The sequence below is a fragment of the Paraburkholderia phytofirmans PsJN genome (assembly GCF_000020125.1).
Lineage (GTDB): Bacteria > Pseudomonadota > Gammaproteobacteria > Burkholderiales > Burkholderiaceae > Paraburkholderia > Paraburkholderia phytofirmans.
The window spans coordinates 4263417-4283422 of sequence record NC_010681.1 but is presented as its reverse complement, the minus strand read 5'-3'; the positions used below and the strand labels follow the sequence as shown (position 1 = coordinate 4283422).

General features: G+C 62.1%; 20 protein-coding genes. 13 read left to right on the top strand and 7 right to left on the bottom strand.

The features are described from left to right. Positions 1 to 34: 34 nt before the first annotated feature. Positions 35 to 1180, bottom strand: coding sequence for a flagellin (locus BPHYT_RS19085; protein WP_012434742.1), 1146 nt, complete (start codon positions 1178 to 1180; stop codon positions 35 to 37). Between the two features lie 268 nt (positions 1181 to 1448). Between BPHYT_RS19085 and BPHYT_RS19080 the strand changes: the two genes are divergently transcribed. Together BPHYT_RS19080 and rpsU are read left to right on the top strand one after the other, a co-directional pair. Beyond that, positions 1449 to 2390, top strand: coding sequence for an aldo/keto reductase (locus BPHYT_RS19080; protein ID WP_012434741.1), 942 nt, complete (start codon positions 1449 to 1451; stop codon positions 2388 to 2390). Between the two features lie 362 nt (positions 2391 to 2752). Further along, on the top strand, positions 2753 to 2965 hold the full coding sequence (gene rpsU, locus BPHYT_RS19075) for a 30S ribosomal protein S21 (RefSeq protein ID WP_006050883.1): 213 nt from the start codon (positions 2753 to 2755) through the stop codon (positions 2963 to 2965). Positions 2966 to 3184: 219 nt separating this feature from the next. On the opposite strand, the gene BPHYT_RS19070 is transcribed toward rpsU, so the two are convergent. Next, on the bottom strand, positions 3185 to 3610 hold the full coding sequence (locus BPHYT_RS19070) for a hypothetical protein (RefSeq protein WP_012434740.1): 426 nt from the start codon (positions 3608 to 3610) through the stop codon (positions 3185 to 3187). A gap of 402 nt (positions 3611 to 4012) precedes the next feature. After that, the gene (locus BPHYT_RS19065; RefSeq protein ID WP_012434739.1) at positions 4013 to 4609 is read right to left on the bottom strand and encodes a DNA-3-methyladenine glycosylase I; all 597 of its coding nucleotides are present in this window, start codon (positions 4607 to 4609) and stop codon (positions 4013 to 4015) included. A 140-nt stretch (positions 4610 to 4749) separates the two neighbouring features. Between BPHYT_RS19065 and BPHYT_RS19060 the strand changes: the two genes are divergently transcribed. Both BPHYT_RS19060 and BPHYT_RS19055 read left to right on the top strand, forming a co-directional pair. After that, positions 4750 to 5631, top strand: coding sequence for a BadF/BadG/BcrA/BcrD ATPase family protein (locus tag BPHYT_RS19060; protein WP_012434738.1), 882 nt, complete (start codon positions 4750 to 4752; stop codon positions 5629 to 5631). 131 nt (positions 5632 to 5762) lie between these two features. Beyond that, positions 5763 to 6584, top strand: coding sequence for a Cof-type HAD-IIB family hydrolase (locus BPHYT_RS19055; protein WP_012434737.1), 822 nt, complete (start codon positions 5763 to 5765; stop codon positions 6582 to 6584). 163 nt (positions 6585 to 6747) lie between these two features. Here BPHYT_RS19055 and BPHYT_RS19050 read toward each other — a convergent pair whose 3' ends face one another. The 3 genes from BPHYT_RS19050 to aqpZ all read right to left on the bottom strand — a co-directional run bounded on the left by BPHYT_RS19050 (position 6748) and on the right by aqpZ (position 8933). Further along, complete coding sequence (locus tag BPHYT_RS19050; RefSeq protein WP_012434736.1) at positions 6748 to 7059, bottom strand: PXPV repeat protein; 312 nt, start codon at positions 7057 to 7059, stop codon at positions 6748 to 6750. A 286-nt stretch (positions 7060 to 7345) separates the two neighbouring features. Beyond that, positions 7346 to 8041 carry a hypothetical protein gene (locus tag BPHYT_RS19045; RefSeq protein WP_012434735.1) on the bottom strand — a complete coding sequence of 232 codons (696 nt, stop codon included), beginning with the start codon at positions 8039 to 8041 and terminating at the stop codon, positions 7346 to 7348. 151 nt (positions 8042 to 8192) lie between these two features. Further along, entirely contained in the window at positions 8193 to 8933 is a 741-nt protein-coding gene (gene aqpZ / locus BPHYT_RS19040; protein ID WP_012434734.1) for an aquaporin Z, read from the bottom strand. 289 nt (positions 8934 to 9222) lie between these two features. Between aqpZ and BPHYT_RS19035 the strand changes: the two genes are divergently transcribed. Beyond that, complete coding sequence (locus BPHYT_RS19035) at positions 9223 to 9525, top strand: H-NS histone family protein (protein ID WP_007179981.1); 303 nt, start codon at positions 9223 to 9225, stop codon at positions 9523 to 9525. Between the two features lie 298 nt (positions 9526 to 9823). On the opposite strand, the gene BPHYT_RS19030 is transcribed toward BPHYT_RS19035, so the two are convergent. Next, positions 9824 to 10888 (bottom strand): glycosyltransferase family 4 protein, encoded by a 1065-nt coding sequence (locus BPHYT_RS19030; protein ID WP_012434733.1) that lies wholly within the window; start codon positions 10886 to 10888, stop codon positions 9824 to 9826. Between the two features lie 709 nt (positions 10889 to 11597). Between BPHYT_RS19030 and flhD the strand changes: the two genes are divergently transcribed. The 8 genes from flhD (at position 11598) to BPHYT_RS18990 (ending at position 19994) form a co-directional block, all read left to right on the top strand. Next, the gene (gene flhD / locus BPHYT_RS19025) at positions 11598 to 11918 is read left to right on the top strand and encodes a flagellar transcriptional regulator FlhD (protein WP_012434732.1); all 321 of its coding nucleotides are present in this window, start codon (positions 11598 to 11600) and stop codon (positions 11916 to 11918) included. A 51-nt stretch (positions 11919 to 11969) separates the two neighbouring features. Then, on the top strand, positions 11970 to 12530 hold the full coding sequence (gene flhC / locus BPHYT_RS19020) for a flagellar transcriptional regulator FlhC (RefSeq protein WP_012434731.1): 561 nt from the start codon (positions 11970 to 11972) through the stop codon (positions 12528 to 12530). Positions 12531 to 12751: 221 nt separating this feature from the next. Then, positions 12752 to 13612: a flagellar motor stator protein MotA gene (gene motA / locus BPHYT_RS19015; protein ID WP_006050895.1), complete on the top strand. Its 861-nt coding sequence runs from the start codon at positions 12752 to 12754 to the stop codon at positions 13610 to 13612. Positions 13613 to 13633: 21 nt separating this feature from the next. Beyond that, positions 13634 to 14641 (top strand): flagellar motor protein MotB, encoded by a 1008-nt coding sequence (gene motB, locus BPHYT_RS19010; protein WP_012434730.1) that lies wholly within the window; start codon positions 13634 to 13636, stop codon positions 14639 to 14641. An 85-nt stretch (positions 14642 to 14726) separates the two neighbouring features. Next, the gene (locus BPHYT_RS19005) at positions 14727 to 15104 is read left to right on the top strand and encodes a response regulator (RefSeq protein ID WP_007179975.1); all 378 of its coding nucleotides are present in this window, start codon (positions 14727 to 14729) and stop codon (positions 15102 to 15104) included. Positions 15105 to 15190: 86 nt separating this feature from the next. After that, on the top strand, positions 15191 to 17491 hold the full coding sequence (gene cheA, locus BPHYT_RS19000) for a chemotaxis protein CheA (protein WP_012434729.1): 2301 nt from the start codon (positions 15191 to 15193) through the stop codon (positions 17489 to 17491). A gap of 69 nt (positions 17492 to 17560) precedes the next feature. Continuing rightward, on the top strand, positions 17561 to 18097 hold the full coding sequence (gene cheW, locus BPHYT_RS18995) for a chemotaxis protein CheW (RefSeq protein ID WP_012434728.1): 537 nt from the start codon (positions 17561 to 17563) through the stop codon (positions 18095 to 18097). Between the two features lie 43 nt (positions 18098 to 18140). Beyond that, positions 18141 to 19994, top strand: a complete 1854-nt coding sequence (locus tag BPHYT_RS18990) for a methyl-accepting chemotaxis protein (RefSeq protein ID WP_012434727.1) — start codon at positions 18141 to 18143, stop codon at positions 19992 to 19994. Positions 19995 to 20006: the final 12 nt, after the last annotated feature.

The following is a 20006-nucleotide window of genomic DNA, read 5'->3' as shown; positions in this document are numbered from 1 at the left end:
TGCGCGCGACGCATCGCCGTTACCGCGTCAGCTCTTACTGCAGGAGCTTCAGAACTTGCTGCGGGTTCGAGTTAGCTTGCGCCAACACCGAGATACCAGCTTGTTGCAGCACTTGCGCCTTGCTCAGGTTGGCCGTTTCTTGTGCGAAGTTGGCGTCCGTGATTTGCGATTGTGCCGACGACAGGTCGGTCGATTCAGCTTGCTGCGACGTCGCGATTGCCGTGAAGCGGTTTTGCGCGGCGCCCAGTGCAGCTTGCAGCGTATTGACCGTTTGCAGCGCGTTGTCGATCGAGACCATCGCTTCGTTCGCGCCCGTGACCGTGCTGATGTCGAGGCCCGAAACCGTCGGCGGGTTGTTGATCGCGTTGATCTGAGCGACACTGGCGACGGCTGCCGCGGAACCTGCGCCTGCCGTCGTCACTGCCGATGCGCTCAGCGTCAGGTTGGTCACGGCGGTGCCCGTGCCAGCGGCCGTGCCTGCGGTGAAAATCGCGCTGGAGACGCCCGAGGTGATGGCCGTGTTGTTCTGGTCCGTGAAGGTGTAGCCGCCCTTGCCGTCCGACAGAACGTTGACCGACGTAATCGTCGCGCCGGTGCTCGTGTATGCGCCCGACGCGTTCAGGCTGACCGCGATCGTGCCGACCGTTTGACCCGTTTGCACCAGGCCGCCACCGATCTTCGCTGCCGACATCGATTGGCTCAGGTCCAGGCTGATCGTCTGACCGACGTTCGCGCCGACCTGGAACGTCACGCTGCCTGCCGAGCCGTCCAGAATGTTCGTGCCGTTGTACGTCGTTTGCGATGCGATACGGTTCACTTCAGCGATCTGCGCCGAAACTTCCTTCTGCAGCGCTGCCTGGTCGCTCGACGACAGCGAACCGGTCGATGCTTGCACCGCCAGCTGACGGATACGTTGCAGGCTCGACGTCAGCGAGGACAGTGCGCTCGATGCGGTTTGAATCATCGACACGCCGTCATTCGCATTCGACACGCCTTGGTTCAGGCCGTTGATCTGCGTTTGCATACGCGTCGAGATTGCCAGACCTGCTGCATCGTCAGCCGCGCTGTTGATGCGCTTGCCCGACGACAGGCGGGTGATGGCTTGCGAAAGGGCGCTTTGCGAGCCATTAAGGTTTTGCTGTGCAACCAGCGAGTTGATGTTGCTATTGATTCCGAGCATGGAAAATCTCCTAAATAAGCCTTGAGCCCAATACGCCACGTTGGCATCGGCGGAAGCACTCGTTCATTGCTGGCCGCCTCAGTGAAGGTTGACGGCCCCACTAAAAAAAACTTGAGGACCTTTATGCAATGACGGACCTATCGCTTTCGATGCCGGGCATATTGCAATGTGGCTGAAAGCCCCTTGCAGCCTTATTCGGCAGTCGCACTGCAGCTATTGAAAAGACGGCGTATTCTCGTTTTCTCTTGTGACAGACTCTGGAGAAATCATGCAAAAGCGCAGGATTGGGCGTTCGGAATTACAGGTCGCGCCGCTTATGTTCGGCGGCAATGTTTTCGGCTGGACCGCCGATGAAGCCACCTCGTTTTCGATTCTGGATGCGTTTGTCGACGCCGGTCTCGACTTTATCGATACCGCCGACGTCTATTCCGCATGGGTGCCCGGCAACCAGGGCGGCGAGTCGGAGACGATCATCGGCAAGTGGTTTCGTCAGAGCGGCAAGCGCGACAAGATCGTGCTCGCTACCAAGGTCTCGAAGCATCCGCAGCGCAAAGGGTTGTCGGCGGCCAACATACAGGCGGCCGTCGAGGATTCGCTGCGGCGCTTGCAGACGGACTACATCGACGTCTACTTTTCTCACGACGACGACGCCGAGACGCCGCTCGCCGAGACGCTGGGCGCTTATCAGAAGCTGATCGAAGCGGGCAAGGTGCGGGTGATCGGCGCGTCGAATTACAGCGGCGCGCGGGTCGAGGAAGCGCTCGCCGTATCGCGCCGGCACGGCTTGCCCGAATACCAGCTGTTGCAGCCGGAATACAATCTGTATGACCGCGCGGAATATGAGCGCGACATCGAACCGGTGGCGCTCGCCAATCAGCTCGGCGTGGTGGTGTACTACAGTCTGGCGAGCGGCTTTCTGTCCGGCAAATACCGTTCGCAGGCGGATCTGGCCAATAAGGCGCGCGGCAGCCGGGTCGAAAAGTATCTGAATGATCGCGGTTTGCGAATTCTCTCCGCACTAGACCGGGTTGCCGACGCGCATGGCAGCACGCCGGCCACCGTCGCTCTGGCATGGCTGATCGCGCGCCCCAGCGTTACGGCCCCTATTGCCAGCGCGACTTCGGTCGAGCAGCTCAAAAGCCTTGCGGCGGCTGTTCATCTGATGCTGACGGGCGCCGATATCCGTGAATTGGACGAATCGAGCGCCTGAGCGCGCAATAGGTGACCTGGCGCAATCCCTAAACCCCTGGTAGGATGGAGAGTTTCCTGATATCATCGGGAGTGAATTGAGATCTTTGCCTGTTTCGTCAAAGTTTTTTTGTTGATGGAAGGTTGGCGAAACAGCAGCAGACGCGGCTTTTGCATTATGTCTGTCCGCGTTCCGCGGTGAACTCCCCACCTCTCTTTTCCGGCCTCCGTGGCCGCTTTGCCTCTCGTTTCATTCGTGGTTTGGCCGGGTTCTACCCGCGTTTGCCTGTTACTGGCCATGAACTGAAACGACCGGAGGGCCGGCGCGTGAGCGGTATGCCGCCACGCAATTTACCCCTATCAAGTGATTGAGTTAGGAATTAAATGACGACGATTCTTCTGAAAGAAAACGAGCCGTTCGAAGTGGCGATTCGCCGCTTTCGTCGCGCAATCGAAAAGAATGGCCTGATCGCTGAACTGCGTGAGCGCCAATCGTACGAAAAGCCGACCACGGCACGTAAGCGCAAGAAGGCTGCTGCTGTGAAGCGCCTGCACAAGCGCCTGCGCAGCCAGATGCTGCCGAAAAAGCTGCACTAAGCACGCTTTTCCGCATGGCCGAACGGCGGTGTGAGCTTCGAAAGAAGCCACATCGCCGTTTTGCTTTTGGGGCGTCAGATGGAGCGCTCGGCTTGGAAAGGAATGGGCGAATGAGGACTACGCGCCTCTGGAGCGCGGGTTTGCGAATCCACTAGACGTACACACGGCGACGCGGGAGTGCGGCGCGCAGCTCTAGTATTGTGGCGGGGTTTATCCTGCCTACGCCGCGCTTTTCAGCCGGTCGGCGGACAAGGCAAACTGGCGCGCGATCGAGCCCAGACGCTCGATCCATTCCCAAGTGCCGAACACGTCGTGGACGTTTTGCAGACAACTGAGCAGGTCGACGGTGGCCGGGTCGTACACATTGATGCGCGAGCGCAGCAGCGCCTTCTTCAGCGCGGACACGCCGACGTCCATATACGCCGGCATCTCCGCAGGCGCCTTGCCGATGAAGCGCACCGGAATGCCTTCCATCGCGGTCATGTAGTCGCGCGGTTTGATGAAGCTGCCGACCGGGCAACCGCCACAGTAACCGCGATAAGCGCCACCACCTCGCGGCAATAGCGCCGCGCGCTTCTGGCCCAACAAATGATCCACGGCTTGGTCGAAAATCTCCTGATGCGTCAGGAAGTTAAGCGTTTTCATGGTTGGTCTCCCGTGCATTACGCAGCGGCTATTCGTTGTTCAAGCGCATGACCGGCAGTATCGGGCGTGCGCCATTCGGTGAATCCCGAAACAGCGTGGCGAAAAGCGCCAATTCCCGAGCTTGGCTCGTTTTGCACGATGCTCCCCATGCCGCAGGATTCGCCAACTGCCGCAGCCGCAACTCATAACCGTATAACGACCGACATGCACTGGAAGCGCAGCAGGGATTTACCGGATGGGCGCATCGCGCCGGGTCGGGCGTTGTGATGCGCCGTGTGTCGCCCTCCAGGCCTTGCGCCGCGCGGTAGAGGCTGGGTACGCGCCGTGGCGCCTGGGAGTTTCCCTGAGCTGCCGTCCTTTGTTAGAACAGCGGCACTAAGCGTGGGCGCGTACCGGGCCGCCTCAGCCCGCTTTACGATTCCGTCCTTTCTTGCCAAGCGCCGCGCATCGCGCGCGGCACATGCAACTCGCCTCGTGGTCGTTCACCATGCCGACTGCCTGCATGAACGCGTAACAGATCGTCGAGCCGACGAACTTGCAGCCGTAGCGCTTCAGCCCCTTGCTCAGCGCATCCGAAATGTCGGTCGACGCGGGCGCCTGCTTATAAGAAGTCCAATCGTTCTGGATCGGCGTCTGATCGACGAACGACCATATGAAGTTGGCGAGCGAGCCGTGCTCGGCCTGAATCTGCTGGACGGCTCGGGCGTTGGTAATGGCCGCTTCAATCTTGCCGCGGTGGCGCACGATACTTTCGTCCTTCACCAGCGTCTCGACGTGTTTCGGCGTAAAGCGCGCAACCTTCGCGATGTCGAAGTCCGCAAACGCGTGGCGATAGCCGGCCCGTTTGTTGAGAATCGTCGACCACGACAAGCCGGCCTGAGCGCCTTCCAGCACGAGCATCTCGAACAGATGCTGGTCGTCGCGCGAGGGGACGCCCCATTCGGTGTCGTGATACTGTGCGAGCGCTTCGCTCGATACCCAGTTGCATCGCTGTGTCACTGTAGCGCTCCTGCGTTGTGATGTCGCCCGCCAGCATAGCCGAAGCCGTGCGCACTGCAAGCTAGCCATTCGGCCGATTGCCGGATTGAAACTGACCTGCCACGCTATGCGTTATTCATCCACGGAACTCACTCGATTCCATGAACAAAGACTTCTTTCTGATCGGCATTGACGGCGGCGGCAGCGGCACGCGGGTCGTGCTCGGCGACGCGCAAGGCCGCGAGCTGGCGCAGGCGGCAAGCGGGCCGTCGGGGTTGGGGCTTGGCGTCGAACGTGCGTGGCAGGCTATCGCGGCCGGCTGCGGCGAAGCATTTGCCAGTGCCGGCAAGGCGCTGGACTGGTCGCGCTGCGTGCTCGGCTGCGGATTGGCGGGCGTCAACAATCGTGACTGGCTGGCCGCGTTTCGCGCACAAGCGCCCGCGCTAGCGGGACTCGCCGTGGAAAGCGACGCCTACACCACCTTGCTCGGCGCGCACGGCGGCGCGCATGGAGTGATCGTCGCGCTCGGCACCGGCAGCGTGGCGGCCGTACTGGACGGCGAGGGCGAATGCCGCCAGGTTAGCGGCTACGGCTTTCCATCGGGTGACGAAGCGAGCGGCGCGTGGCTCGGACTGCGAGTCATCGTGCATGCTCAGCAGGCGCTGGACGGTCGTGGTCCCATCGACGATCTGGCGCGGGCACTCGTCGCGCACACCGGCGCGCACGACCGCGACAGCCTCGTTGTCTGGCTCTGCGAAGCCAACCAGACGGCGTATGCGAGGCTCGCGCCGATTCTCATCGCTCACCGTACGCATCCATTCGCGGCGCGCTTGCTCGGCGAGGCCGGCGCCGAAGTGGGCAAGATGATTACCGCGCTTGACCCGTCGGCGAGCCTGCCGGTCGCGCTGTGCGGCGGCCTCGGCGCGCCGTTGCGCGAGTACGTGCCGCAGATTTATCAGGCGCGTTTGCGCGAGCCGCTGGCCGACTCGGCGCACGGTGGATTGCAGTTGGCGCAACGTGAAGCGGTCCGCATCGGCGGCTGAAGACGGCGAGGCGCGTCGTGTGTGAGTCGTGCGCTTGCGGGTGGAATAGTCGTGCATGGCCAACGCGTTCCGGCGAATGCGGCCGGCAACGGTAAAATACGTAGCTTCGACGCTGCCCGCCTGCTCAAACTATGTACAAAGTCATCGCCACGGATCTCGACGGCACGCTGCTCAACGCGGATCACCAGGTGGACCCGTTCACGATCGCCACCGTGCGCAAACTCGAAAGCGACGGGCTGCGGTTCGTGATCGCAACGGGCCGCCATTATTGCGACGTCGCCGGCATCCGCGACGTGCTGGGCATCAATCCGTATCTGATTACCTCGAATGGCGCGCGCATCCACGCGCCGGACAACACGGTGATCCACGCCGACGACCTCCCTCCGGCTATCGTGCAGCGACTCGTACAGCCGGAAATCGCCGGCGCGCATGGCCGCGTGATCGTCAACCTGTTCGCCGATCAGGCGTGGCTGATCGACCGCGACGCGCCGGATCTGCTGAAGTTTCACCAAGACTCGGGCTTTACCTACGAGGTGACCGACCTGCCGAAACACGATGGCGTCGACATCGCGAAGGCTCTCTACATTGGCGCTCCCGCTGATCTCGCGCAGGTCGCCGCCAATCTCGCGCGCGAATTTGGCGACGCCTTATACGTAACCTATTCACTGCCGGACTGTCTGGAAGTGATGACGGCAGACGTATCGAAAGGCCGCGCATTGCAGATCGTGCTCGAGCGCCTTGGCGTGGATGCCTCACAATGCGTCGCTTTCGGCGACAACATGAACGATATCGATCTGCTGGAAACGGCCGGCCATCCGTTCATGATGAACAACGCCAATCCCGACCTCATCACGCGTTTGCCGAACGTGCCGCGCATCGGCAACAACTTCGAAGCGGGCGTCGCGCACCATCTGCGCAAGCTTTTCTCGCTCGACGACGAACTGATGTCCTGAGGGGAAACGGAAACGGCCTTGCCTCCACATCCATGGAGGCAAGGCCGTTTCTCTTGAGTGAGCGCGTCGCTTGGTTCAGGCCACCAGTGACGGCGTTGCACGACCAGAGTCCATCAGGGTCAGCAAGCCGCCTCATTCGCCGACGTTAGACGCAGCAGGAAGATTACCCGTGCCATCCGCCACGGCGGTTGTCATGGTCGCCCCGGTTATCGTGGCCCCAGCTGCGGTCATTGTGGTTCCAGTTGCGATCATATCGATGGTCGCCGCGGTAGTAGTCGCCGCGATCGTAGCGATGGTCCCAGCCGCCGTTGCCGTAGTAGACCGGCTGCGGCGCGGCGTAGACCGGAGCCGGGCGGGCATAAACCGGTGCGCCGAGCGACAGGCCGATGTTCAGATCCGTATGCGCTTGCGCGACACCGCATGCGCCCGCCGCGAGTCCTGCAGCAACCAGCAAGTGAGTGACGATGCGTTTCATATTTGTTCTCCTGTGAGGCGACGTATGTTTGTCGCACAGGTTCAATCTACGCATTCCGGTCGGTGGGTACTGCGACGAGATGTTACGGACTGCAAGCATCGTCGCAGGATTTGAAAGGCGGGAGCAGCCTTACATAGGCATGCCGCGCGCTGAGTGCCGTTCGGTCAAAGCCCTGCCGGATAGGGATTCGCGGCTCCTGGAGCCGCGCCGAATCCGTCCCGCCGCTGCGCTCAACTCAAATCACATGGCCGCATGCGTAATTGCGGCTTACATCTGTATTACCCGATTAATCTGCGGCATTCGACAAAGCCGCTGATGAAGCCGCCGATGCAGCCCCTTGCAACTGCGCGCAAGGGCAATCGGTTGCTCGCCCATCCAGCCCCTGACGATCCCGTTTGAAGCTGGCGCGCGCGGTGCCGTTTTGCCAGTCGAGGCGAACAATATAAATACTGTCGAAATCGTCGCTCTTCCAGTTCGGGACGTCGGCGGCATTGCCGCCGTGCGCGCTCATCATCTGGCGCAATAGCTTCACGATCAGCTTGTGTTCCCACGCCACGACAATGAGCTTGTTGCGATTGGCGGGATTGACGAGCGCGGTGCCGAGCTGGTCGATCTGAGCGAAACCGTACGGCGTTTGCACCGGCATCTGGAACTGGATGGCGGTCGGCTCGATCGTCGCAAGCGGCCGGATGTAGTAGTAGGGCTTGCCGCTGTCGTCTTTCTGCTGGCCCGGATCGGGTGCATAGATCGCATCCGGTTTGCCGAACTTGGCCGCGATCACGGCCGGCAAGGCCAGCGCGCGGTTGAGCCCTTGGCAGTTCAGTTGCCCATAGCCCTGGGCGGGTTTCTCACCGTGCCGCACGAACACCAGCGTTTCCGTCTGGCCGTCAGCGGCATGCGCCGTGGGTGGCGTCAACACCCCCGCGCACAGGCCGCCGATGGCGAGTGCGACGCCATGCAGGAAACCGCGGAAACGCTTCATAGGGAGCACCTGTGCGAGCTTGGGAAGTCGCACGATTCTAGCAGCGGGCGCGAGTGCGTCATCGCTGCGATATCGAGAACCCGTCGCCTCCACCGCAAAACAAAGCGGGCGCCTCAGCGCCCGCTTCGTTGCCCAAATGACTGCGCGCGAATTAATCGAGCGCCAGCTTCTGAGCATTGCCGCTGCGGCTTTCGGCGATAACCGGGTACAACACGCCGGCGATCACTGCGCCGAGGATCGGCGCAACCCAGAACAGCCACAACTGATCCATCGCCGCACCGCCGACGAAGAGCGCCGGGCCCGTGGAACGCGCCGGGTTGACCGACGTATTGGTGACCGGGATCGAGATCAGGTGAATCAGGGTGAGGCACAGGCCGATGGCGATCGGCGCGAAGCCGGCGGGCGCGCGTTTATCGGTCGAGCCGAGAATGACAAAGAGGAAGAAGCCCGTCATCACCACTTCGCAAATGAATGCCGCGGCGAGCGAGTAGTGGCCCGGCGAGCGCTCGCCATAGCCGTTACTTGCGAAGCCGCTGGCGACGAGATCGAAGCCGGGTTTGCCCGACGCGATGAGCGACAGCACCAGCGCACCCAGCACGGCACCGATCAACTGGGCAACGATGTACGGCAGCAGGTCGCGCGCGGGAAAGCGCCCTGCGACGGTCAGGCCGACGCTGACGGCCGGATTCAGATGGCAGCCGGAAATGTGGCCGATCGCAAAAGCCATGGTCAGCACGGTCAGGCCGAACGCGAGCGACACGCCCACGAAGCCAATGCCCAGACCGTGAACCGGGCCGGCGAAGTTGGCAGCGAGGACAGCGCTGCCGCAGCCCCCGAGCACGAGCCAGAAAGTGCCGAACAACTCGGCAACGAGGCGCTTTGACAGCTGCATGATTGGTAATCCTAAAAAAGATGGGGCTTCTGCTGGCACGCGCGGCTAAGTCCGTCTGCATGCCGTGAACGCGCAATTCTAGGGAAAGGCCGCCAAATCATGTGTCAAGAATTGTCAATGTGGTGTCGCCTTTACCTTTTTATTGCGAGATAAAGATACCGTTTTACAATTCGCCATGTTAATAATTATCAGAGGATATCTTGCTAAATCGGTATTCTTGTCCATTGCGAATTTTTATAATTGCAGTTAGTCTGCGAGCCAATGAGTTCTAGAAAAGGGGAGAACCGGAATGTCTCAATATGCAGACCTCAAAGCGCAGATCGCCAAATTGCAGGCACAAGCGGAAGAAGCGCGGCGTACTGAAATCGACAATGTGGTCGCCGACATCCGCCAAAAGATCGCTGAATACGGTCTGACGGCTCAAGACCTCGGCTTTGCGGTCGCCGCCAAGCGTGGCCGCCCGCCCAAGAAGGCGCCGCTACCGGCAAAGTACCAGGATCCGAAGTCGGGCAATACGTGGAGCGGGCGCGGCAAACCGCCCAAGTGGATCGTCGGTAAGAATCGCGAACGGTTTTTGATTGGCGCGGCTTGAGCCGATTGCCGGTCAAGGCGAAAGCCAACTGAAGGATTATTGGTACTCGGTCTTTATTTGCTGAGTGCTAATCCGCGATGGAAGCGCATCCATACCCGTATTAAAAAAGCCGCCCTTGAGGGGCGGCTTTTCTGGACAAAGAAGCGGGTTAACTTGGATTTGCCGCTCGCGCAAACGATTCACACGACAAATTGACTCACTATTGATCTGCAAATCGGAAACGCCGTAAGCACGATAAGCGGCGAGTTTCGATACTCAAGCGGCAGAGCGAGAACTGCCCGACCGCTTGAATCCGCGTTTAGCCCACCGCGACCTGGCGCAACACCGGGCGGCGCGTGGCTTCGATCAATGCCGAATAGCCATCCACGTAATTCTGGGCCATCGTTTTCGAGCTGAAACGGCGTTCGAACTGAGCGCGGATTTCGGTGCGCGACAATTCGTCCAGGCGTTGCAGCGCCGCGACCGCGCCTTGCACGTCCTCGACGATGTAACCTGTCACGCCATGGTCGATCACTTCCGGCACCGACCCGCGGTTGAACGCGATCACCGGTGTGCCGCACGCCATCGACTCGATCATCACGAGGCCGAACGGCTCCGACCAGTCGATCGGGAACAGCAGTGCCTTGGCGCCCGACAGGAATTCGGGCTTCTGTGCTTCATTGATCTCGCCGACGAATTCCACATGCGCCAGCGACAGCAGCGGCTCGATTTCGCGCTTGAAATATTCCTGGTCGGCCTTGTCCACCTTGGCGGCGATCTTCAGCGGCAGACCGCTTTGCGCAGCGATCTTGATAGCCGTATCGACGCGCTTCTCCGGACAAATGCGGCCGAGGAACGCCAGATACTCCGGCTTCTTGTGGGTTTGCGGCGTGAGCAGCTGCTCCGGCAGACCGTGGTAAATCGTGTTGAGCCAGTTCGCTTGCGGCAGCGGTGCACGCTGCGAATCGGAAATCGAGACGACCGGCACGTTGGAGAACGCATCGAACACCGGTTGCAGTTCCGGCAAGTCGAGGCGGCCGTGCAGCGTCGTCACGAACGGCGTGTCCATTGCCGTGAAGAGCGGGAACGGCATGTAGTCGAGGTGGAAGTGCAGCACGTCGAACTCGTGCGCAACCCTGCGGACCTTTTCCATCATCAGGACGTGCGGAGCCAGCGCATCGCGGATCGTCGGATCAAGGCGCAGCGCACGAGGCCAGCAGGCGTCGAGGTTCGCGGAGGTGACCGAGTCGCCGCTTGCAAACAGCGTGACGTCGTGGCCGAGGTCGACCAGGGCTTCGGTCAGATACGACACGACGCGTTCGGTGCCACCGTAAAGTTTCGGCGGAACAGCTTCATACAACGGCGCAATTTGTGCGATTCGCATGCGTTTTCTCCTAATCAGAACGGCATCGCACAGCGGCGCTCGAGTAGAGCGAGGAGCGAATGCCTGACGGACGGTTGGGCGCGGTAAGCCGCCGCCCGGGGGTGTTCCGAACCTGCATCGGGTAATCCCTTAGCTTCATTATCGGGATCGGCCGGGCTAATTCGAGTTATTTTTCAAACGCTTAATGTTGTTACAGCGCGAAACATGGTGCGTTACAGGTCGTCAGGACGCTGATCTCGGTCAAGGAGGAAAGCCGCCGGATGATTATTCGAACGCTGAGAAGCCCTCAGCAAGGCGCGGGCCCGAAACATGGAGCGCAACGCCTACACGGGGCACATTGCAGAGAAGTGAAAACGTCTTATAATTCGGGCTCACCGCTGTTACGGTGCGGGCCATGAGTCGCTCAGACTCACCGTCTGGTTCACATCAGTAAAAGCAGCGTGTTCCAAGGCGCATTGGAAAATTCCAGATTGCGCATCTTCGCTCTCCGCAAACCCGCTCTCCGACTCGCCTTTGTAGGAAAAATTCCTACACGAATGACGGATTAATCCGTCAACAAGGCTGGGTGTCTGTCCGATTTTCGTCCGCTCCCCCTTTCGACACAATGCTCGCAAGACCAGAAACGAGCCGATTCGCGCGGATTAAGTGCGCGCGTCCGAGCAAACGTTTCCGTAACGGCCTGACCAGCCAGATACACCCCGGGGGAATCATGAGCGCGACAAGCGATATGCTCAATGAGATCAGAGAAGTCAACCTGTCTTATCTCCTGCTCGCCCAGCGACTGCTGCGCGAAGACAAGCCGATGGGCATGTTTCGCATGGGGATTTCGGACCAGTTAGCCGATGTGCTCGCCAATCTGTCGTTGGCGCAGACCGTCAAGCTGGCGGCGTCCAATCAGGTGTTGTGCCGTTTCCGTTTCGACGACCATGCCGTACTGTCCGCTCTGGCGGACAAAGGCAAATCCAGCGCCGTGGCCCAGGCGCATTCCGCGATCCTGATGGCAAGCCAGCCAGTCGAGCACCTCGGCTGATGGCACGTTGTAATTCAACTAAAGCGATCAGGACGGGGGAAACGCACACGGATGGCCTATAAGAGTGTTGTGCTCGAAGTCAGGGAAATCACCCTGGCGATCCAACTGATCGAGCTTGGCGCGCGTTTGCAATTGCTGGAAGCGGAAACCAGTCTGTCGCGCGACCGGCTCATCAAGCTATATAAAGAGCTGAAAGGGGTGTCACCGCCCAAGGGCATGTTGCCGTTTTCGACCGACTGGTTCATGACTTGGCAGCCGAACTTTCACTCCTCGCTGTTCTACAACATCTACCGCTTCATGGCCGGTCACGGCGGCTGCCCGACGATCCAGTCGATCGTGAAGAGCTACCGGCTGTACCTCGAACACGTCCAGCTGCACGACGACGAGCCCGTGCTCAGTCTCACGCGCGCCTGGACGCTGGTGCGCTTTTTCGACTCCCGAATGCTGCAAATGACCGCCTGCTGCCGCTGCGGGGGACATTTTGTCGCGCACGCGCACGATCCGCAGCACGCATTCGTCTGCGGCCTGTGCCAGCCGCCTTCGCGCGCCGGTAAGACAAAGAAATTCGCCGACGCCCGGGCCCGCGAGAGCCTCGCCGCGCTCGAAGCCTGACCTGCAAGGCGACCGCCGCCGCGCGGCGCGCCGTCCATCGCCCATGCGGCGGGGCTCTCAGCCGGCCCGCGCCACGGCCGGTCCCGCCGCAGCGCCGGACTGCTGCATCCGCCTCTGGTTTACACCGGAGCGACGAGCCGCTTTTCCACCAAAGTTTTCCGCTTCGTTGCCGTAAACCAGATTAACGACGGTCACCGTCGCTTCTTTGTGAGGGCTCGGCAGTGCTGATTTTCGTGGGAACACTCGTGACGCTTTTGTCCGTTTTCGGCGGTTACGCGCTGGAAGGCGGTCATCTCGGCGCGCTGCTGCAGCCCGTTGAAGTGCTGATGATCGTCGGCGCCGGGGTAGGCGCATTCATTCTGGGTAACGGAATGAAGACGATCAAGGCCACGCTGCGCGTCATTCCAACCCTGTTCAAGGGTGCGAAGTACAACAAGGACGTCTATATGGAGTTGATGGCGCTCCTCTACGTCCTGCTGGCCAAGGCGCGCAAGGAAGGCACGCTGACGCTGGAAGCGGATATCGACGATCCGTCGAAGAGTCCGATCTTCACCCAGTACCCCAAGATTCTCGCGGACCATCACATCATCGAATTCCTGACCGACTACCTGCGCTTGATGGTGGGCGGCAACATGAACGCGTTCGAGATCGAAAGCTTGATGGACGAGGAGATCGAGACGCATCACCAGGAAGGCGAAGCGCCCGCTCACGCGCTGAACAAGGTCGGCGACGCCATGCCGGCGTTCGGTATCGTGGCCGCGGTGATGGGCGTGGTGCACACCATGGCCTCCGCCGACAAGCCGCCCGCGGTGCTCGGCGAGATGATCGCGCAGGCGCTGGTCGGCACCTTTCTCGGGATTCTGCTTTCGTACGGGCTGATCGGGCCGCTCGCGAGCGTCGCCGAACAGCGCGTGACCGAGTCGACCAAGATGTTCCAGTGCATCAAGGTGACGATTCTGGCCAGCCTGAACGGTTACGCGCCGGCGATCGCCGTCGAGTTCGGCCGCAAGGTGCTCTTCTCGACTGAACGCCCGTCGTTCGCCGAGCTGGAAGAGCACGTGCGCCGCGTCAAGGCCAAATAAAGGGCGCCGGGAACCGAACCGATGAGCAAGGACAAAGACCGCGCCATTGTCGTCAAGCGCGCCGCGCCGAAGAAAGCCGGCCACCACGGCGGCGCGTGGAAGCTCGCATATGCGGACTTCATGACCGCGATGATGGCGTTCTTCCTGCTGATGTGGTTGCTGAGTTCGGCGTCCACGGTGCAGTTGAAGGGCATTGCCGACTACTTCAACCAGCCGCTGAAGATCACGCTGTGGGGCGGCGATCGCAGCGCCGAGGACTCGAGCATTCTGAAAGGCGGCGGCCGCGATATCTCGACCGACGCGCAAGGCGTGACGCGCTCAAGCGAAGGTTCGAACAACCGCGCCGAGCACAGCGCCGCGCACGGCAGCGAAGACTCGATCAAGCAGTTGCAAGGCGAGCTGGAGCGCCGCGAGCAGGTTCGCCTGCACGATCTGCAGGTCAAGCTGATGGCCGCGATCGAAGCGAACCCGGTGCTGCGCCAGTTCAAGCAGCAGATCCGCATCGACTCGACGCTGACCGGCTTGCGCATCGAGATCGTCGACTCGCAGAAGCGGCCCATGTTCGCGACCGCGAAAGACCAGGTCGAGCCGTATATGCGCGACATCCTGCGCGAAATCGGCCATACGCTGAACGACGTGCCGAACCGCATCATCGTGCAGGGCCACACCGACGCCGCGCAGTACGCCGGCGGCGAGAAGGGCTACAGCAACTGGGAACTGTCCGCGGACCGCGCCAACGCGTCGCGCCGCGAGCTGATCGGCGGCGGCATGGACGAAGCGAAGGTGATGCGCGTACTCGGCCTCGCGTCGACGCAGAACCTGAACAAGGCGGACCCGATGGATCCGGAGAACCGCCGCATCAGCATCATCGTGCTGAACAGGAAGTCGGAGGAGGCGCTGAATCATGACGACTCCACCACGACCACCTTGTCGGACGACGCAGCCGGCTCCAAGCCGTTGCTGCAAAAGCTTGCGCAGCCGGTGACGGTTGCCCCGAAGTTGCCGGCGGCAGTGTCGTCGGCCCAGTAACAGACAGCGATTGCCCTGCTGCTCGACGCGCCCGCTGGCGCGGACAGCGGGGCGGTCCAATAGCAACAAGTGCAGCGAGGTTTTCATGATCAGGCACATCCTGGCAATCGACGATTCGGCATCGATGCGGCAGATTCTCGCCGCCACGCTGACGACGGCCGGCTACGAGGTGACGCTCGCGGCGGACGGCAACGAAGGGCTCGAAAACGCGCTCGCCATGTCGTTCGACCTCGTGCTGACCGACCAGTACATGCCGGGCAAGACCGGCCTCGATCTGATCGCCGCGCTGCGCAACAACCCGGCTTACCAGGCCACGCCCATCCTCGTCCTTACGACGGAATCGGGCGAGCCGTTCAAGGAAGCGGCGCGAGCCGCGGGCGCGACCGGCTGGATCGAAAAGCCGCTCGACCCGGACATGCTGACCGAACTGGTGGCGGCGCTAGCCGAGCCAGACCACGCGTAAGCGCCACATAGACCCAGTTAAAGAAGCTCTCGACGCGGCGGCACGGCAGCCCAAGCCAAGACAGGAACTCTCGCGGTGACCCAGGCATGACACTCGACATCACTCAGTTCTATCAGACGTTCTTCGACGAAGCGGACGAACTGCTCGCGCAGATGGAGCAGTTGCTGCTCAATCTGGATATCGCTCACCCGGACCCCGAAGACCTCGCGGCAATTTTCCGCGCGGCGCATTCGATCAAGGGCGGCGCGGCGACGTTCGGCTTTACCGCGCTGACGGAAACGACGCACATTCTCGAATCGCTGCTCGACCGCGCGCGCAATAACGAACTCGTGCTGCGCAAGGACATGATCGACACGTTCCTCGAAACCAAGGACGTGTTGTCCGGCCAGCTCGCCGACTACCGCGCGAGCGCCGAACCGGACGCGGCCACGGCGAAGGCGATTTGCGCGAAGCTCGAACGCCTGAACGCGGAAAGCCGCGACGGCGCGGCACCGGCTGCGGCGGCAGCACCCGCCGCGGCGAGCGCGGCACCGGTTGCAACCCAGGCAGTGCAGGCAGCAGAGGCAGTACAGGGCGGTACCCCGCCGGAGCACGTCGTCGAACAGGCGGTGCAGGCGGCGGGTGAATGGACTGACGGCGAACCGGCACAGACCGGGCAAGCCGCGGGAGCCGGCGAAGAAACCGGCCCCCATCTGAAAATTACGCTACGGGGCGTTGGTGAGAAGGACCAGGAACTGCTGGCCGAAGAGCTCGGCAACCTGGGCAACATCGTCGGGCAGGTCAAGAGCGGCGGCGATCTGACGCTGTGGCTCGCGACCGATGTGACCTCCGACGACATCATCGCCGTGTGCTGTTTCGTGATCGACGAAAGTCAGATCGTGATCGGCCGCGGCACCGCACCGGCGGACGATACGCAGCAAGGCGAACCTGGAACGCCCGACGCCGCCGACTCGTCCCCGGCGCAAGCAGTACAGGTGACTCAGGCGGACCACGCAGCATCGCCGGCATCGGAGGCCGGCACCGCTGCACCCGCATCTACGGCCACGCACGGCCTGTTCGACACACCGGCCGCGCAGGCGCCGGCCGCGGCTCAACCCGCGGCGGCCACGAGCGCACCGGCGCCAGCGCAGGCAAGCGCAGCCGCACCCGCCGAGCAGGACCGCAAGGCGGCACGTCCGGCTGCGGCGGCGGGCGGTGCGGAAGGCAGTTCGATTCGCGTCGGCGTCGAAAAGGTCGATCAGCTGATCAACCTGGTTGGCGAACTGGTGATCACGCAAGCCATGCTCGCGGAAACCACCAGCACGTTCGACCCGGCGCTGCACGATCGCCTCTTCAACGGCATGGCGCAGCTCGAGCGCAACGCGCGCGATCTGCAGGAAGCGGTGATGTCGATCCGCATGATGCCGATGGATTATGTGTTCAGCCGCTTCCCGCGCCTGGTGCGCGATCTGGCGGCGAAACTCGGCAAGGAAGTGGAACTCGTCACCTTCGGTCAAGCGACCGAACTCGACAAGAGCCTCATCGAACGGATCATCGATCCGTTGACTCACCTCGTGCGCAACAGCCTCGACCACGGCATCGAAACCGTGGAAGCGCGGCGCGCGGCGGGCAAGGACTCGACCGGTCAGCTGGTGCTGTCGGCCGCGCATCACGGCGGCAACATCGTCATTGAAGTGAGCGACGACGGCGCGGGCCTGCGCCGCGACAAGATTCTCGCGAAGGCGGCCAAGCAGGGCATGCAGGTCAGCGAGACCATGAGCGACGAAGAAGTCTGGAACCTGATCTTCCTGCCGGGCTTTTCGACGGCGGAGCAGGTCACCGACGTGTCGGGCCGCGGCGTCGGCATGGACGTGGTGAAGCGGAACATCCAGTCGATGGGTGGTCACGTGGAAATCACCTCGCACGCCGGCAAGGGCAGCACCACGCGCATCGTGTTGCCGCTCACGCTGGCGATTCTCGACGGCATGTCGGTCAAGGTCGGCAATGAGATATTCATTCTGCCGCTGAACTTCGTGATGGAGTCGCTGCAGCCGCAAGCCGAAGACATCTACACGGTCGCCAACGGCGAGCGCGTGGTGCGGGTGCGCGGTGAATACCTGCCGCTCGTGGCGTTGCACGAAGTGTTCAACGTCGAAGGGGCGAAGCAGGAACCGACCCAAGGCATCGTCACCATCATGCAAACCGAGGGGCGCCGCTTTGCGATGCTGATCGACGAGCTGGTGGGCCAGCAGCAGGTGGTGGTGAAGAATCTGGAAACGAACTACCGCAAGGTGCACGGCATTTCCGCCGCGACCATTCTCGGCGACGGCAGCGTCGCGCTGATCGTGGACGTCGCCGCGCTGAACCGCGAAACACGCCACGCGCATGGCGCGCTGAGCCTCGCATGATGTCCGTCACATTCGCCGCAACAGTAACACTTACTCAACTCATTTCATCCCAACCGTTTGGGGGCTAACGTGGCAGAAGTCCAATCCATCAATTCGAGCGTCGCGAACGCGACCGGTGCGAATAGCCGCCGCGACGCGCAGCAGGCAGACGCCGGCGGTCAGGAATTCCTCGTCTTTACGCTCGGCGCCGAAGAGTACGGCATCGACATTCTCAAGGTGCAGGAAATTCGCGGCTACGACAACGTGACGCGGATCGCCAATGCGCCCGAGTTCATCAAGGGCGTGATCAATCTGCGCGGCATCATCGTGCCGATCGTCGACATGCGTATCAAGTTCCATCTGGGCCGTGTCGAGTACGACCACCAGACGGTGGTGATCATCCTGAACGTCGCGCATCGCGTGGTCGGGATGGTGGTGGACGGCGTGTCGGACGTGCTGACGCTCGCCACCGACCAGATCATGCCGGCGCCGGAATTCGGGGCCACGCTGACGACCGAGTACCTCACGGGTCTGGGCACCGTCGACGGCCGCATGCTGATCCTGATGGACATCGAGAAGCTCATGACCAGCCGCGAGATGGCGCTGATCGAAACGCTCGGCGCCTGACGGCGGCAGCCTTCACGAAACGATTGGGATAGGGAGCATCGAAATGCTGAGCAGGTGGTCGATTCGCACGTCGTTGACGATAGTGGGGATCATTCTGGTCGCGCTGACCGTGGTGGTCGGCGTACTTGGACTGAGCGCGCTGAATCGCGCGAGTCAATCGCTCGACCGCATTGCGCGCGGCGATCTGGTCGCCATTCACGCGCTCGACGATGCCTCGGCGTACCTGCTGCGCTCGCGCCTCGCGGTGGACCGCTTCAACACGTTGTCCGCCGCGGGCAACGCGGACGAAGCGAAGAAAGCGATCGAACGCGCGCAGGAGTTGCTGACCAAGGGCAACCAAAGCTGGCAGAGTTATCTCGACGCACCGAAGCCTGGCGTCGATCAGGCGCTGCTCGACGATGTTATTGCCAAGCGCATGAGCGTGATGCGCGAAGGCGTCGACCCGGAGTTCGCGGCGTTGAATGCGAACGACATGGCCGCCTATCACGCGATCGCCGATACGAAAATCAGCCCGATGTTCATCGCTTATGACGGGGCGGCGGCGGCGGTCATTAAGGGCTTGCAGCAGAGCGCCGTGGATCAGCAAGCGAGCGCGCAATCGAACATCTCGCTGATGACGACGCTGATCATCGCTGTCACCGCGCTCGCACTGCTTCTCGTGGTGGGTATCCGCTTCGCGCTGCGCGGCCTGATCGTGCAGCCGCTCGCCGACGCGACGGCGTGCTTCGAGCGCATCGCCGCGGGCGATCTGTCAGAGACGATCAACGTCTTCAGCCGCAATGAAATCGGGCGACTGTTCGCCGGCATCAAGCGCATGCAGGAGAGCATGTCGACGATGGTGAAGGCGGTTCACAGCAGCACGGAATCGATCGACACCGGTGCACGCGAAATCGCGATGGGCAACACCGACCTCTCGCAGCGTACCGAACAGCAGGCCGCCTCGCTGCAGGAAACCGCGTCGAGCATGGAGCAGTTGACCGGCACCGTGCGGCAGAACGCCGAGAACGCGCGTCAGGCGAGCCAACTGGCCGTCAACGCATCCGACATCGCCACGCGCGGCGGCGACGTGGTGGGCCAGGTCGTCACGACCATGCAAGACATCGCGAGCAGTTCGAACAAGGTCGTCGACATCATCGGCGTGATTGAAGGCATTGCTTTCCAGACCAATATTCTCGCGTTGAACGCGGCGGTCGAAGCCGCGCGCGCCGGCGAACAGGGCCGTGGCTTCGCGGTGGTGGCGGGCGAAGTGCGCAGCCTCGCGCAGCGCAGCGCCAGCGCCGCGAAGGAAATCAAGGAACTGATCGGCGACTCGGTCGACAAGGTGCAAAGCGGCTCGGCACTGGTCGGCCGCGCCGGCACCACGATGGACGAGATCGTGCAGGCCGTGCGCCGCGTGACCGACATCATGGGCGAGATCAGCGCGGCGTCCGAAGAGCAGTCGGGCGGCATCGAACAGGTGAATCGCGCGGTCGTGCAGATGGACGAAGTCACGCAGCAGAACGCCGCGCTGGTCGAACAGGCGGCGGCCGCGGCGGCCTCGCTCGAAGATCAGACGCGTCAGTTGCAGGCCGTCGTGAATGGCTGGAAAGTGGCCGGCGGCGCGGTGCATAACAGCGCGGCGGCAACGCGTTCGCAATCGACGGCGTCTCGCGTGACCAGCAGCAAGAGCAAGCCGGCGGCCAAAGCCGCGCCGCATGCATCCGTGAACGGCGGCGCAGCGCAGCCGGCGGCAAATACGGCATCGGCATCGGCTTCGGCGAGCCACGACGCAGGCGCCGCGCGTGTCGAACCGGCGCTCAAGCCGAAGACCGCCCGCGCGGCATCCGAATCCGCAGCACGTCCGGCCGCAGTGAGCGCGGCCACGGCGGGCTCGGATGCGGACTGGGAAACATTCTAGGAAGTGGCACAA

Bases quoted from the DNA above. Each gene is read 5' to 3' on its own strand.
- cheA (WP_012434729.1), top strand. From the start codon at position 15,191: ATGACACTCGACATCACTCAGTTCTATCAGACGTTCTTCGACGAAGCG.
- BPHYT_RS19070 (WP_012434740.1), bottom strand. From the start codon at position 3,610: ATGAAAACGCTTAACTTCCTGACGCATCAGGAGATTTTCGACCAAGCC.
- BPHYT_RS19055 (WP_012434737.1), top strand. From the start codon at position 5,763: ATGTACAAAGTCATCGCCACGGATCTCGACGGCACGCTGCTCAACGCG.
- BPHYT_RS18990 (WP_012434727.1), top strand. From the start codon at position 18,141: ATGCTGAGCAGGTGGTCGATTCGCACGTCGTTGACGATAGTGGGGATC.
- motB (WP_012434730.1), top strand. From the start codon at position 13,634: ATGAGCAAGGACAAAGACCGCGCCATTGTCGTCAAGCGCGCCGCGCCG.
- BPHYT_RS19005 (WP_007179975.1), top strand. From the start codon at position 14,727: ATGATCAGGCACATCCTGGCAATCGACGATTCGGCATCGATGCGGCAG.
- BPHYT_RS19085 (WP_012434742.1), bottom strand. From the start codon at position 1,180: ATGCTCGGAATCAATAGCAACATCAACTCGCTGGTTGCACAGCAAAAC.
- BPHYT_RS19045 (WP_012434735.1), bottom strand. From the start codon at position 8,041: ATGAAGCGTTTCCGCGGTTTCCTGCATGGCGTCGCACTCGCCATCGGC.
- BPHYT_RS19050 (WP_012434736.1), bottom strand. From the start codon at position 7,059: ATGAAACGCATCGTCACTCACTTGCTGGTTGCTGCAGGACTCGCGGCG.
- BPHYT_RS19030 (WP_012434733.1), bottom strand. From the start codon at position 10,888: ATGCGAATCGCACAAATTGCGCCGTTGTATGAAGCTGTTCCGCCGAAA.
- rpsU (WP_006050883.1), top strand. From the start codon at position 2,753: ATGACGACGATTCTTCTGAAAGAAAACGAGCCGTTCGAAGTGGCGATT.
- flhD (WP_012434732.1), top strand. From the start codon at position 11,598: ATGAGCGCGACAAGCGATATGCTCAATGAGATCAGAGAAGTCAACCTG.
- flhC (WP_012434731.1), top strand. From the start codon at position 11,970: ATGGCCTATAAGAGTGTTGTGCTCGAAGTCAGGGAAATCACCCTGGCG.
- BPHYT_RS19080 (WP_012434741.1), top strand. From the start codon at position 1,449: ATGCAAAAGCGCAGGATTGGGCGTTCGGAATTACAGGTCGCGCCGCTT.
- aqpZ (WP_012434734.1), bottom strand. From the start codon at position 8,933: ATGCAGCTGTCAAAGCGCCTCGTTGCCGAGTTGTTCGGCACTTTCTGG.
- BPHYT_RS19060 (WP_012434738.1), top strand. From the start codon at position 4,750: ATGAACAAAGACTTCTTTCTGATCGGCATTGACGGCGGCGGCAGCGGC.
- BPHYT_RS19035 (WP_007179981.1), top strand. From the start codon at position 9,223: ATGTCTCAATATGCAGACCTCAAAGCGCAGATCGCCAAATTGCAGGCA.